The following is a 13,297-nucleotide window of genomic DNA, read 5'->3' as shown; positions in this document are numbered from 1 at the left end:
GTTCGCCCTGACGGCCGCCGCCCGGCGCCGCGGCGTCGCCGTCAGGGAGCGGCAGTCATGGCGGGCCTGCCCGAAGGCCCGGTAACAGTAGCCAGGATCAGCCACACGCTCGTGCTGGGAGTGCGCCCATGAGGGCTCGGTCATCGATCCGCGATGTATGCCGCCGCCGGCGCACCCCGAGCCTCCGCCGAGGTGGAGCACGCGTTCAGATGGCCGGCCCCGGCTCCCCGGGCTTCATCCATTGGCTGTATGTCGACCGGGGCATTTCTGACGGGCACCCCAACTCGCGTACTCGCAGCGATGCTTGGGGCGTGGGATCACCCGGTCGACGAGCACGCCCGACCGGCTTCTGCTCGCAACGTGCGAGCTCGCTCAGCCGGGTCGCATTTCGGACCGACGCCCTTAACCAACACCAAGTCGCCCTCCACATGGTCGGTACGCAAGCTGAGGATGGCGCGGTAGGCGGGGGAGTCGTACCACGCGCGGGCTGCCATGAGGCTGGGAGACTCGATCAAACCATGCTGCCGGGCCACGTGCCCTCTACGACGTCGACCGGCGGACCGTAGATGACGAAGCGGCCGGCGAAGGGGTCGAGGGCTGCCCGGATGCGCTCGACGTACTTCTTGACCTCGGAGTGATTCCGACGGCTGCGGAGATGAGCGAAGCCGTAAGCGGGCACCACGGGGCTCCTTGTGTTCCGGGGATGTGAGTGAGGACCAGCAGTAGCTGGGCGTGGCTGGGCCGTGCGACTACCTCAGAGGTAATGCGAATCCTGACGGCGCCGTCGGCGCAGACGGCAGGCCCACTTCCCCGGTTGCGTGCAGTTGCCCGACGATGCGAAGGATGGAGACATGGGGCCAGGCACTGGTTCCAGGCCGCTACGCGTCCTGACGATGCGCCGGGCCGAGCTCGTGTTGCGGTGCCGCTGCCGGAGGGTCAGTCCGGCGGATGGCCACCATCGCCACGTCGTCGGCGAATCGGGTGCCGACGTACCGCCGAAGGTCGTCGTGGACGGCCGTCAGCAGCTCGTCGGGTGCCAGGTGGGTCCAGGAGCGGAGCCGGTCGGCGAGAGGGTAGAAGATGCCGGCGCTGTTGCGGGCTTCGATCACGCCGTCGGTGTAGAGAAGGAGAGTGGCACCGGCCGGGAACTCGACCATCTGCACCTGGACCGTCTGCCCGTTGAAGTCGGCCAATCCGATCGGTGGCATGCGGGCCGTGGGCTCGATGCTGGTGACCGTGCCGCGGTCGACGAGCAGGGGCGGCGGGTGTCCGAGGTTGATCAGGGCGATACTTTGGTCGGTATCGGCGGCTTCGAGGATGACGGCGGTGGTGAAGCTTTCGTCCAGATGTTTCTCGCGAATGTCTGCGTCTTCGGCAGGTGTGGCAGCGTAGTCGCGCATGTCCTCGCCGAATTCGGTCTCGAGTTGGGCGACGAGGACGTCCAGTCGGCTGTGGTGCCGTGCCGCCCGTCGGAAGGCGTTCAGGACGGAGTTGGCCATCTCCAGAGCGGCCATGCCTTTGCCCTGGGCATCCCCGAGCAGGATCCGGATGGTGTGGTCGCGCTGGACAGCGGCGTACAGGTCGCCACCGATCGCGGCCTCCTCGTCGGCGGCTCGGTAGAGCGACGCGAGAGTGAAGGCGCCAGCCCGGCGCGGTAGCGAGCGGAGCAGAATTCGTTGGGCCACCTGAGCCACCCAGCGGGAGTTCGCCAGCTCGCGTTCCCGCTGTCGGCGAATGACGCTCGTAGCCAAAGCGGCCAGGCTGAGCAGCACAAACGCTGCGAACTGAACGGGGAAGTTGGTGGCGTTCAGTTGGAGGTTGGCGGCGGCGGCCAGCACCATGCACGGGGTCGTCACCACAGCTACCAGCAACACGCCGGCCGGCCCGACGAGTGCGGCCGACAGAACCGGTGCCGCCACCATCAAGGGGCCGAGGCGGATGTCTGGCGGGGTGAGCAGATCCACCACCAGCAGCACCAGGGGAAACAACAACAGGGACAGCAGCACCAGGTGTGTCCGAGGCGGCCGAAGACGTCGCGGTTCGCCGTCAGAGTCTTTCACCACGACCGACTCCAGGAAGCTGTCACGTCGCACATTCAACCGCACACCCCGGCTTTCCCAACCGAAGGCACACCAGCATCCCGGCGAAAGAATGAACGGGGTCAGCGAGGTGCTCACGCCGGCGGGTTATCCAGTGGCCGGTTGAGGCCGGAGACAGCGTTGCGCGGGGACACCTCGAGCTCGGTGACCGGTTGGAGTCCCGATACGAAGCATCCCCAGCACGCGCGGGGACCACCCGTTCGTACGCACCGGGATGAGTAGTGAACCGAAGTATCTTTACGGGGACCGGCCCATCCGCTCGCTCGGGAGCTGAAGCGGGGGCCGAGGCGGGAGGCGGCGCCCCCAGGCCCTGGCTCAGTCCTCGATCACCGGCCGGACGGGCGAGAGGAAGGGGTCCAGGCGTAGTTGGATCTCGCCCCTGGCCATGACGCGCACGCGGAACGCGCCCTGCCCCGGCGGGGCCTCCATGTCGGGGGAGCGCTCATAAAGCAGACCCCAGGACCCAGGAAAGCGAGTGGCGATGTGGCTCACCAGGGAGTCCAGCTCCGTTGCCTCGTCGCGGCGGCGGTTCATCAGCCCATTGGCGAGCACGAAGAACTCACCGTTGTGGACGTTCAGCACGACTTCGCCGGTCGCCCAGTCGATCTCCGCGATCCGTGCCCGCAGCTCGGCGATCCCCGCGGCGAGGCTTCCCGCGTCCGCCTCCTCAGGTGACTCGGCGATGCCGAACCAGCCATGGAACTCGTACATCGCCCTCGTTCCAGCGGAGTTGTGTCGATCACAGGCTCAATTCCGTATTGCCGACCGTATTCCTTCAATTTGTCGATGACGCCCGGACCGGGTTCGCCATCGAAATGGAAGTACGGAGTGCGACCCGATTGTAGCGCGTATTCGAATGTCGCCTTGGCCTGGTTTCGGAGGGCATTCCCATCTGCATTCCCTCCGGCTTCGACTGCGCGACGTACTCGTCGCTGATTGCGTCGATTCCCCCGCCGAGCGCTCGGGGCCCAGACGCCTTCACAGATGTCACCGCCGTCCGGCTCGACGGCCGGCGTGCAGGTCGAGGCCGGCCAGCCCTCTGACGAGTGGTCAGGCGGCGCTGCGCGTGCCGTCGATGGCCAGTCCAACGGGACAACTCCCGCGCACCCCTTGCCAGTAAAATTTCACAATACTATGTTACCTGCTGCGTACCGACGTGCCCCCGTTCAGTCCCCAACTCCACTCTCCATCCGGGTACTTCGTGATACTTCGTCCGCTGTTGCACCACCCCCACCTCCCACACAGGAGCTCCAGGTGTCCCAGCTCAGACCGATGCGCGCCCCCTTCCTCGCGGGCGCCCTCGCCGCGTTACTGCTCGTCCCACTCGGGCAGGCCGGTGCCGTCGAACCCCCGCCGCCCGCCGCCGCCAGGTCGCAGGCGCCGCCCTCCGACCGCACGGGCGACGAGGTGGAACGCCTCGCCCACCCACCCCGCTCCACGCCCACCGCCGCCCCCGCGCCCGGCGGTCTGCCGCAGGCACACACACCTGGCCGGCGCAGCACCCCAGCGCTGCAGCACGCTGCCGCTCCTACCGCGGTGCCCTGCACCCTCGACGTGGTCACGACGCTCGCACCCGAGGAGTTCGCCGACTTCCTCGCCGATCCGTCCGTCACCGCCGACGGCTGCCTCGGCGACCTCATATGGACGTGGGACCCACGCCTCCCGCGCGTCATGTCCGACAGCCACGTCCAGGCCGTCAGCCGCCGCGCCTCGTCCCTCGCCGCAACGCACGACGGCCGCAACTCCACCCATCTGCTGGAGATGTTCACCTATCTCCACGCCGTCGCCTACCACGATTTCTCGCACACCGAGATCGACGTCACCGACGTTCCCACCACCGAGGCCATGCGGCACGCGGTCCATGCCTTCGGCACCGCCGCCCGCACCTTCGACGTCACCAGGACCAATGCCGAGAGCCTGCGTGAGGCGCTCTACACCGGCAGCGCGCCCGGGCTGCGCCACAGCCAGCTCGCGCTCATAAAGAAGGTCCTGGCCACCATGGACCGCTACCACAAGGGGCAGTATGACGACGCCTCCTGGGGCGGCGCCGCGCTGGCCGCGCTCTCGGTGAACTACCTGGGCATCTACCCCGGCAACCGCGACACCGCGTTCCACAACGTGGTGACACAGAACCCCTCCTACCGGGCGGCGTTCCGCGCCTTCTCGGGCCACGGGCATCTCAAGGGCACGGTCAACGCATGGGTCGCCCGTGACGCCCTCGGCGAGTACGGCCGATTCGGCCAGGTCACCGTCCTGACCGCGGGGATCATCCCTGACCTCGGGGCCCTGCTGCCGGTCACCGAAGCGACCTTCGGGCGTGGGGCGGCGCCCTGGGCCTCGCTGGTGACCTGGCTCAACTTCTACGAGGCGTGCAAGCCCTACAGCGTGTGCAAGGGGGACATCGAACGCCGGATCTTCCCGTACACCTACACCTACGACGGCGGGGCGATGAAGGTCCGCACCGGCTTGGACCGCGCGACCGTGGACCAGCTCTACTACGCCGCGAAGCAGGTCAAGGCTCAGTTCCACCGGGTGCTCGGCACCCTGGAGCCGCTGACCGGCGACACCAACACCACGCTCAACGTGGTGCTGTACTCCTCCCGCGGCGACTACGAGGTCTATCACCCCATCCTCACCGGCATGGGCACCGAGAACGGCGGCGTCTACATCGAGCGCGGCGCCACCTTCTACACCTACCAGCGCCGCGTGCCGCAGGACTCCTCGCTGACCCTCGAGGAACTCTTCCGCCACGAGTACGTCCACTATCTCAACGGCCGTTGGGCCGTGCCCGGCTACTTCGGGGAAGGCCCCTGGTACAGCGGCGACCGCACCACCGCGATGGACGAGGGAACGGCGGAGTTCTTCGACGGCGCGACCCGCGACGACGGCATCGCCGTGCGCAAGTCCCTGGTGCAGGGTGTCATCGACGACACGGCAGATGGCGGCCCCAGGATGAGCGTCGACCGGCTGCTGCACGCCACGTACGACGGGGACGGCTTCCGCTTCTACGACTACGCGGGCACGTTCTTCGAGTTCCTGTGGACTGAACGACCCTCGGTCCTGCGGGAGATGTACCGGCACCTGAGGGCCGACGACCCTGCCGCCTTCGACGCCTGGCGCGATCGGCTCGGCGGCGACCCCACGATCCAGCGGGGTTACGACGCCTTCCTGGACGCGCGAATCATCGAGGTCGACGACCTGTTCGTGCCCGACACGCAGTACACGCCCAACGCGCGGCTGCGTGACGCCTCGACGGCCGCCGTCGCCTCGCTCTTCCAGAATGCGACATCTGTCGCCCCCAGGTGCGTCGACGCCGGTGAGGCGGGCATGCGCCGCTTCTCCTGCACGGGGCGCGTCACCGCCCGGCTCACCGACGCAAGGTCACCGGACCACGTCTTCGAGGACATGTCCGAGACGGTCGACCACTTCATTCTCGATCGGGCCGGCGCCGCCTCCAACAACCTCGCCGACATGAACTGCTCCTTCGGGGAGGTGGACATCTGGAGCGACGGCAGCGGCGGCACCTCGTCGTACCACTGCGAGGGCCCGCTGCGCAGCTGACCAACCGCTCAGGGACCGGGGCCCGTCCCCGGTCCCGTTCGGATTCCCCCCCAGCCAGAGCGGAGGTGTGAGGCATGTCGGCGATTTTCAGCACGGAGACCCACGACGTCGTCGTCATCGGTGCCGGCGTCGTCGGTGCCGCGTGCGCGCACTACGCGAGCCGCGCCGGACTCCGAGTGGCCGTCGTCGACCGTGGTCCGGTCGCGGGCGGCACCACGGGCGCCGGCGAAGGCAACCTGCTCGTCTCCGACAAGGCGGCCGGGCCGGAACTCGAGCTCGCCCTGCTGTCCACGCGACTCTGGCGTGAACTGGCCGCGGTTCTCCCGGCGTCCGTCGAGTACGAGCCCAAGGGCGGCGTGGTGGTCGCACCCGACGAGGCCGCCCTCGGCGCACTGCGTCACTTCGCCGAGGGTCAGCGCGGGGCGGGGGTGGACGCCCGTGAAGTGGAGGCCGGCGAACTGAGCGAGCTCGAACCCCATCTCGCCCCATGGCTCGCGGGCGGCTTCCACTATCCGCAGGACGCCCAGGTCCAACCGGCGCGCGCGGCGGCGCGTCTGCTGCACACATCGGGCTGCGACCGGTACCTGGACGAGGAGGCCGTCGCGATCCTCACCGGCTCGGACGGCGCGATCCGCGGCGTCCGCACCTCCCGCCGCGAGCTGAGCGCCCCGGCGGTCGTCAACGCCGCCGGAACCTGGGGAGGTCACGTGGCCGAGCTGGCCGGCACGACGTTGCCGGTGCTGCCCCGTCGCGGCTTCGTCCTGGTCACCGAACCGCTGCCGCGGGTCGTACGCCACAAGGTCTACGCGGCCGACTACATTGCCGACGTCGCCAGCGGTTCCGCCGCCCTGCAGTCCTCGGCCGTCGTCGAGGGCACACCGGCAGGGCCGGTCCTGATCGGCGCCACCCGGGAACGCGTCGGATTCGACCGCACTCTGTCCGGCGAAGCGCTGCGCCGCCTCGCCGCCCAGGCGGCGGCCCTCTTCCCGCTGCTCGCGCACGTCCGGGTCATGCGTGCCTATCACGGCTTCCGGCCCTACCTGCCGGACCATCTGCCGGCCATCGGCCCCGATCCTCGCGTGCCCGGCCTCTTCCACGCCTGCGGCCACGAGGGTGCGGGCATCGGCCTCGCTCCGGCGACGGGACTGCTGGTGACCGCCGCGCTGTGCGGTGAACGGCCGCCGCTGGACCCGGCGCCGTTCGCGCCCGAACGCTTCGACGACCCTGCCCACCGACCGACAGGAGCGGACCGTTGAACCGGTCACCCTCAGACCCGGTACGGGCCGAGCCCGGCCTGCCCTTCGAGATCACCTTCGACGGACGGCCCGTACGGGCGCTGCCCGGACAGAGCATCGCCGCCGCGCTCTGGGCTGCGGGCATCCTCGCCTGGCGCACCACCCGCAAGGGCGGCGCACCGCGCGGCGCCTTCTGCGGTATCGGGTCCTGTTACGACTGCCTCGCGACCGTCAACGGCCGCCCCAACCGGCGGGCCTGTCTCCTGCGGGCACGCCCCGGCGACGCGGTCACCACCCAGGAGGGCACCGGACATGCCGAACTCGCCGTCTGAACACGGGTTCGCGACGGGCGAGAAGCCCGCCGGTCTCGCGGTGGTCGGGGCAGGTCCCGCCGGGCTCACCGCCGCGGTCACCGCGGCGGACCACGGGATCACCGTGACCCTGCTGGACGCGGGGGAGCGTCCGGGCGGGCAGTACTACCGGCACCCCCCGCCGGAGCTCGGCGCGCGCACACCGGGCGCGCAGCACCGCAACCGGCGTGCCTGGGACCGATGGGAGCAGCGGCTGCGCCGACATCGTTCGACCGGCCGCATCCGGTACCTGCCCGCCCACCACGTCTGGACGGTGCTGCCGGAGGCGGACGACGGCGGCTGGGTACTTCACGCGGTCGCGGGGGACGAGGAGCGGGTGGTGACCGTCCGGGCACGCACACTGCTGCTGGCCACCGGGGCGTACGAGCGGCAACTCCCGTTCCCCGGCTGGACGCTGCCCGGTGTGGTCGGCGCGGGAGGGGCCCAGGCCATGCTCAAGTCGAGCCTGGTGCTTCCGGGCCGGCGTGTGCTCGTGGCGGGGAGCGGCCCGCTGCTGCTGGCCGTCGCTGCCTCGCTCGCGGCGGCGGGTGCCACCGTGCCGGCGGTCGTCGAGGCCGCCACGTACACGGCGTACGCGGACCGGCTCGGGACCCTCGCCGTCAACCCGGGCAAGGCGCTGCAAGGTGCCCGCCTCGGCGCCGGTCTGGCACGCCGCGCGGTGCGGGTGCTGCCCCGGCACGCCGTCACCGCCGTGCACGGAACCCACCGGGTGACGGGGGTGACCGTCCAACGGCTCGACGGCGCCTGGCGACCGGTGCCGGGCACCGGGCGGCGCATCCCCTGCGACGCGCTCGCGGTCGGCCACGGACTCGTACCGCAGCTGGAGCTCGCCACCGCCCTCGGCTGCGCCGTACGGCGGACGGCGGACGGGACGGTCGCTCTGGCCCTCGACACGCGCCGGCGCACCTCGGTGCCGGGCATCTGGTCCGCCGGTGAGACCGGCGGTGTCGGCGGAGTGAAACCGGCCCTGCTCGAAGGCCGGCTGGCCGGCCACGACGTGGCGTACGAGCTGCACGGAAGAAGGCTGCCGCCGCCTACGCGGGTGCTCGCCCGCCGCCTCGCGCGTCGACGTGCCTTCGCCGACACGATGGCCGCCGCGCACCGGCCTGGGCCCGGCTGGGTCGAGTGGCTCACCCCGGACACCGTGGTGTGCCGGTGCGAGGAGGTCTCGGTCGCCGAGGTTCGCGAGGCCGTCGAGACGCTGGGCGCCCTCGACTCACGGGCCGTCAAGTTGCTGACCCGGGCCGGAATGGGCTGGTGCCAGGGCCGCATGTGCGGCTCCGCGGTGGCCGCGCTCGCGGGCCGCGAAGAAGCCCCCGAGAGCCGCCCTCTGTCGTGCCCGGTCCTCCTGGGCAACCTGGCACAGCTCCCGGGCACGGACGTGCCCGGGAGTGGGGACCCCGGCGGCTGATTCCGGCGACCGCACTTCGCAGCACCGGGCCGCGGCCCCCACCCGTCACACTCACCGAAGGAGCGCCCATGACACCCGCATCCGCACCCGCCCTGCGTACCCGACCCTGGCACGGCCTCATGGTCGCCACCGCTCTTCCCCTCCGCGAGGACCTCTCCGTCGACCTGGACGCCTACGGCGAACACGTCGCCCGCCTGCTCGCCACCGGCTGCGACGGCGTGGTCCCCAACGGCTCACTCGGCGAGTACCAGACCCTCACCGACGACGAGCGCTCCCGCGTCGTCCACACCGCCGTCAAGGCCGCGGGAGACGGGGACCGGGTGATGCCAGGCGTCTCCGCGTACGGAAGCGCCGAGGCCAGGCGCTGGAGCGAGCACGCCGCCGAGGCGGGAGCCGGATCGGTACTCCTCCTGCCGCCCAACGCCTACCGGGCGGATGACGACGCCGTATCCGCGCACTACGCCGAGGTCGCCCGCGCGGGCGTGCCCGTGGTCGCTTACAACAACCCCTACGACACCAGGGTCGACCTGACCCCCGCCCTCCTCGCCCGGCTCCATCACGAAGGCAGCATCGTCGCCGTGAAGGAGTTCAGCGGTGATGTGCGCCGGGCCTACGAGATCGCCGAACTCGCGCCGTCTCTCGACCTGTTGATCGGTGCGGACGACGTCCTCCTGGAACTCGCACTCGCCGGGGCCGCCGGCTGGATCGCCGGATACCCCAACGCACTGCCCCACTCCTGCGTCACCCTCTACCGGGCTGCCGTGCGGCACGACCTCGCGACCGCGCTGCCCCTCTACCGTGCTCTGCATCCGCTGCTGCGCTGGGATTCGAGGACCGAGTTCGTCCAGGCCATCAAGCGCTCCATGGATCTGGCGGGCCGACCCGCCGGCCCCTGCCGCCCACCGCGTACGCCGCTGAGACCCGAGCAGGACGCCGCGGTGCGGGCAGCCACCGAGAAGGTGCTGGCCGAAGGCCACCGGTGAACCACGAACGACCGTTCAGGCCCACCACCCGACCAGGAGGGAACCATGCGCACCCGTCTTGTCTTCCACGTCGTGGACTCCCACACCGAGGGCATGCCGACCCGCGTCGTCACCGGCGGCGTCGGCGTGATCCCCGGGGCCACGATGGCCGAGCGCCGTCTGCACTTCATCGAGCACCTCGACCACATCCGTACGCTGCTGATGTACGAGCCGCGCGGCCACTCGGCGATGAGCGGCGCCGTCCTTCAGCCGCCGACCAGACCCGATTCCGATTACGGCGTCCTGTTCATCGAGGTGTCCGGGCTGCTGCCCATGTGTGGCCACGGCACCATCGGCGTGGCCACCGTGCTCGTCGAGACCGGCATGGTGCCCGTCACCGAACCCGTCACCACCGTCCGCCTCGACACCCCGGCGGGACTGGTGAGCGTCGACGTACAGGTCGAGGACGGTGCGGCCCGCTCTGTCACCCTCACCAACGTCCCCGCCTTCTGCCTCGCCCTGGACCGCAAGGTCGATGTACCCGGGCACGGCACGGTCACCTACGACGTCGCGTACGGCGGCAACTTCTACGCCTTCGTCCATCTCGACGCCCTCGGCCTGCCCTTCGACCGGGCACGCAAGAACGACCTGCTCGCCGCCGGACTGGCGGTCATGGACGCCGTGAACGCCGCCGACCGTCCGGTCCATCCCGAGGACCCGGCCATCAGCGGCCTCAAGCATGTGTACCTCGCAGCCCCCGGCTCCGACGCCCGACGTTCGCGGCACGCCATGGCCATCCACCCCGGATGGTTCGACCGCTCGCCCTGCGGTACCGGAACGAGCGCGCGCATGGCGCAGTTGCACGCCCGCGGCCTGCTCCCGCTGCACCGCGACTTCGTCAACGAGTCGTTCATCGGCACCGAGTTCACCGGCCGGCTCGTCGGGGAGGACACGGTCGCAGGGGTGAACGCCGTGGTCCCCACCGTCACGGGCCGCGCCTGGATCACGGGCACGGCGCAGTACTTTCTGGACCCGTCCGACCCGTTCCCCGGGGGCTTTCTGCTCTGACCAGCGCCCGGGCGACCCTCAAGTGCGCGCCGGCTCCCGCGAACTGCGCAACGTGACATTGTACGCTGGCGCTTCCCGCGGACCCGGAGGAAGCGCCATGGGCCAGCTGAAGCAGCACAACGTCGTCCCGGCCCAGGAACGTCTGCGCGACCAGGTCGCCCACGCACTGCGCGCGGCACTCGTCGCGGGCGAACTCCGGCCCGGCAGCGTCTACTCGGCGCCCGGTCTCGCGGCCGACTTCGGTATCTCCGCCACCCCCGTGCGCGAGGCGATGCTCGACCTCGCCCGGGAGGGCCTGGTCGAGCCGGTACGGAACAAGGGGTTCAGGATCACCGAGGTCAGCGAGCGCGACCTGGACCAGTACACCGAACTGCGGGCGCTGATCGAGGTGCCCACCATCGGCCGGGTCACCCGCAGCGCCACCGCGGGGCAGCTGGAGGAACTGCGCCCGGTGGCCGAGGAGATAGTGGCGCAGGCCCGCGCCCACGACCTCATCGGCTATCTGGACGCGGACCGCCGTTTCCACCTCGGCCTGCTCTCCCTCGCCGGCAACGACCGGCTCGTCGAGACGGTGGGGGACCTGCGCAAGCGATCCCGGCTGTACGGCCTCAAGGGGCTCGACGAGCAGGGCCGGCTCATCTCCTCGGCCCAGGAGCACATCGAACTTCTCGACCTGATGCTTTCCGGCGACGCGGCCGCCGCGGAGGCGTGCATGGCCAGGCACCTCGGACATGTCCGTTCCCTGTGGGCGGCGGCCCGCGACGAGCCGGTCGAGCCGCGATCCCGGCTCACTCTGGGCGGCGCCCGCCCCTGACCCCGACGGCACGTGCTCCGCCGCACCGTGCGACTGCCGGGGACGGAACACGGGATCTCGGTTCTGACTGCGTACGGGTGAACAGCAGAGTTGCCCTCGCGTCGAAACCGGAGCGGGCGATCAGGCCCGCTAGGCTGCTCGCGTGCCGTTGACCTGCGCCTTTGTGAACCTCAAGCCCGGAGTGGGCAAGACGACCAGCGCTGTATGGCTGGCACACGCCCTCCATGAGTCCGGCTACTCGCCGCTCCTGGTCGACGGCGACCCCGCCTCCTCCGCGTTGCGCTGGAGTGAGCTGGCGGACGGTTTTCCGTTTCCCGTCATCGCCCTGCCGGTGGGAGACGTGCACCGTCGCGTGAACGACTTCCTGGGGAACAGGCGGGCCGTCGTGTTCGACGCGCCGCAGCTGGAGGACCATCCCCGCATCGCCCGCAGCATCATGAGGTATGCGAGCGAATGGATCATCCCGGTGACACCTGCGCCCATCGAACTGGACCGCATGGCACCCATCCGTTCCGAGATGGACGATGTGCAGTCCCTGCGCGCGCAGCCGGCACGGGCCGTGGTCGTGCTGAACCGCACCAATCGTCCTGATGCCACGCGTACCGGCCCCGATTCCGACGCCCGTGAGGCGCTCACCGAGTGGGGCTTCGTGGTGTTGAGCACCCAGATCGCGCGGCTCGACCTGTACGCCCAGTCGTTCGGAAGCCCGGTCCGGGCCAAAGGCTCGGCGTACATGGATCTCGCCGAGGAACTCATCAAACGTCAGGAAGCGGTATGACGGAGCGCAAGGACAGATACCGCGCGGCACTGGATCGCGGCCGGGAAAGCGCTGCTCGGCCCTCGAAGGTCACCACGCTGCACACCAGATACGTCAGCGTGACGATCGAAGTCGACCCGGACCTGCAGAAGGGCCTGACGCGATGGGCGGGTCCGCCCCTGTCCGTGCTGGTGCTGGCCGGCACGAGCGTGCTGCGTGCCGTCGCCGATGTCGCCCCCAGGGTGCCCTTCTTCCCCGGCGGCACCCGGCGTTCCTGACGACTGCAACCGTCCGCGGAACCCGCCTTGGTCCGTGACCCGCGCACCGGTCCGCGCGGCATCCTGGCCGTCAACCGGCACGACGAACTCGGTCGGCGAGCGACGCGGCAGGATCGAACCTTGTTGACGCCGGGACGGTATATGTCCCGCTCATCAGCTCTCCTCACACCCCGATCACGCCGCACGGGCTTCTGGAAGCCGGGCCACACGATCCGTCCGCTGTGCGGAGTGACGCGTCGACCCCTGCCCGAATCGAGGCTTTCGTCCCATAGGGCTACGGTGATAACTGGCGGTGCCCACGAGGGATCGCCCTGTAGGACGACCAGGTGCCAGTCGGGGAGGCCGGTCGTGTCTGTTCGATTCTCAGGAGGAACTGTGGCTTACCCCGAACAGGATGCGAACCAGCAAGAGGGTCCCGCGGATGGCGGTGCGGCCGGCGCACCCGGTGTGCACGACGGCGGTGCCGATGGTGGTGCGGACGGCGGCGCTGAGGGTCCCGCGGATGGTGGTGCGGCCGGTACGCCCGGTGTGCATGACGGCGGTGCCGATGGTGGTGCCGAGGGTCCGGCGGATGGTGGTGCGGCCGGTACGCCCGGTGAGCACGACGGCGGTGCCGATGGTGGTGCCGAGGGTCCGGCGGATGGTGGTGCGGCCGGCGCACCCGGTGTGCACGACGGCGGTGCCGATGGTGGTGCGGACGGCGGCGCTGAGGGTCCCGCGGATGGTGGTGCGGCCGGTACG

The 13,297-nt window shown here is 70.4% G+C and carries 12 protein-coding genes and 2 pseudogenes; 9 read left to right on the top strand and 5 right to left on the bottom strand.

Annotated elements, in window-relative coordinates:
- Nucleotides 1-317: 317 nt before the first annotated feature.
- The 4 genes and pseudogenes from ABTX78_RS30420 to ABTX78_RS30405 all read right to left on the bottom strand — a co-directional run.
- A pseudogene (locus ABTX78_RS30420) lies at nt 318-679 on the bottom strand (DUF1330 domain-containing protein).
- Nucleotides 680-878: 199 nt separating this feature from the next.
- Nucleotides 879-2,177, bottom strand: coding sequence for a PP2C family protein-serine/threonine phosphatase (locus ABTX78_RS30415; protein WP_352209991.1), 1,299 nt, complete (start codon nt 2,175-2,177; stop codon nt 879-881).
- Between the two features lie 237 nt (nt 2,178-2,414).
- Nucleotides 2,415-2,810, bottom strand: coding sequence for an Imm7 family immunity protein (locus tag ABTX78_RS30410; RefSeq protein ID WP_352209990.1), 396 nt, complete (start codon nt 2,808-2,810; stop codon nt 2,415-2,417).
- Between the two features lie 110 nt (nt 2,811-2,920).
- Nucleotides 2,921-3,187: pseudogene (locus tag ABTX78_RS30405) on the bottom strand (hypothetical protein); the annotation flags it as partial.
- Nucleotides 3,188-3,371: 184 nt separating this feature from the next.
- On the opposite strand from ABTX78_RS30405, the gene ABTX78_RS30400 reads away from it, so the two are divergent.
- From ABTX78_RS30400 to ABTX78_RS30360, 9 genes are all read left to right on the top strand, one after another.
- Nucleotides 3,372-5,660, top strand: coding sequence for a collagenase (locus ABTX78_RS30400; RefSeq protein WP_502994007.1), 2,289 nt, complete (start codon nt 3,372-3,374; stop codon nt 5,658-5,660).
- 74 nt (nt 5,661-5,734) lie between these two features.
- Nucleotides 5,735-6,916: an NAD(P)/FAD-dependent oxidoreductase gene (locus ABTX78_RS30395; protein ID WP_352209988.1), complete on the top strand. Its 1,182-nt coding sequence runs from the start codon at nt 5,735-5,737 to the stop codon at nt 6,914-6,916.
- Nucleotides 6,913-7,227 (top strand): (2Fe-2S)-binding protein, encoded by a 315-nt coding sequence (locus ABTX78_RS30390; RefSeq protein ID WP_352209987.1) that lies wholly within the window; start codon nt 6,913-6,915, stop codon nt 7,225-7,227. Before ABTX78_RS30395 ends, ABTX78_RS30390 begins: the two co-directional genes overlap by 4 nt.
- The gene (locus ABTX78_RS30385; protein ID WP_352209986.1) at nt 7,208-8,677 is read left to right on the top strand and encodes an FAD-dependent oxidoreductase; all 1,470 of its coding nucleotides are present in this window, start codon (nt 7,208-7,210) and stop codon (nt 8,675-8,677) included. Before ABTX78_RS30390 ends, ABTX78_RS30385 begins: the two co-directional genes overlap by 20 nt.
- A 68-nt stretch (nt 8,678-8,745) precedes the next feature.
- A complete protein-coding gene (locus ABTX78_RS30380) occupies nt 8,746-9,660 on the top strand; it encodes a dihydrodipicolinate synthase family protein (protein ID WP_352209985.1) in 915 nt (304 codons plus the stop codon).
- Between the two features lie 45 nt (nt 9,661-9,705).
- Nucleotides 9,706-10,707 (top strand): proline racemase family protein, encoded by a 1,002-nt coding sequence (locus ABTX78_RS30375; protein WP_352209984.1) that lies wholly within the window; start codon nt 9,706-9,708, stop codon nt 10,705-10,707.
- Nucleotides 10,708-10,804: 97 nt separating this feature from the next.
- Nucleotides 10,805-11,521 carry a GntR family transcriptional regulator gene (locus tag ABTX78_RS30370; protein WP_352209983.1) on the top strand — a complete coding sequence of 239 codons (717 nt, stop codon included), beginning with the start codon at nt 10,805-10,807 and terminating at the stop codon, nt 11,519-11,521.
- Between the two features lie 142 nt (nt 11,522-11,663).
- Nucleotides 11,664-12,299 (top strand): nucleotide-binding protein, encoded by a 636-nt coding sequence (locus ABTX78_RS30365; RefSeq protein ID WP_352209982.1) that lies wholly within the window; start codon nt 11,664-11,666, stop codon nt 12,297-12,299.
- Nucleotides 12,296-12,556: a hypothetical protein gene (locus ABTX78_RS30360; protein ID WP_352209981.1), complete on the top strand. Its 261-nt coding sequence runs from the start codon at nt 12,296-12,298 to the stop codon at nt 12,554-12,556. The genes ABTX78_RS30365 and ABTX78_RS30360 overlap by 4 nt, the downstream gene beginning before the upstream one ends.
- A 363-nt stretch (nt 12,557-12,919) precedes the next feature.
- Here the strand turns inward: ABTX78_RS30360 and ABTX78_RS30355 are convergent.
- A partial coding sequence (locus ABTX78_RS30355) for a hypothetical protein (protein ID WP_352209980.1) occupies nt 12,920-13,297 on the bottom strand: 378 nt, incomplete at its 5' end.

The sequence above is a fragment of the Streptomyces sp. NPDC096193 genome (genome assembly GCF_040302905.1).
Classification (GTDB): Bacteria; Actinomycetota; Actinomycetes; order Streptomycetales; family Streptomycetaceae; genus Streptomyces.
This window is presented reverse-complemented; position numbering and strand designations above follow the sequence as displayed.

Bases quoted from the DNA above. Each gene is read 5' to 3' on its own strand.
- ABTX78_RS30410 (WP_352209990.1), bottom strand. From the start codon at position 2,810: ATGTACGAGTTCCATGGCTGGTTCGGCATCGCCGAGTCACCTGAGGAG.
- ABTX78_RS30400 (WP_502994007.1), top strand. From the start codon at position 3,372: ATGCGCGCCCCCTTCCTCGCGGGCGCCCTCGCCGCGTTACTGCTCGTC.
- ABTX78_RS30395 (WP_352209988.1), top strand. From the start codon at position 5,735: ATGTCGGCGATTTTCAGCACGGAGACCCACGACGTCGTCGTCATCGGT.
- ABTX78_RS30385 (WP_352209986.1), top strand. From the start codon at position 7,208: ATGCCGAACTCGCCGTCTGAACACGGGTTCGCGACGGGCGAGAAGCCC.
- ABTX78_RS30380 (WP_352209985.1), top strand. From the start codon at position 8,746: ATGACACCCGCATCCGCACCCGCCCTGCGTACCCGACCCTGGCACGGC.
- ABTX78_RS30375 (WP_352209984.1), top strand. From the start codon at position 9,706: ATGCGCACCCGTCTTGTCTTCCACGTCGTGGACTCCCACACCGAGGGC.
- ABTX78_RS30370 (WP_352209983.1), top strand. From the start codon at position 10,805: ATGGGCCAGCTGAAGCAGCACAACGTCGTCCCGGCCCAGGAACGTCTG.
- ABTX78_RS30360 (WP_352209981.1), top strand. From the start codon at position 12,296: ATGACGGAGCGCAAGGACAGATACCGCGCGGCACTGGATCGCGGCCGG.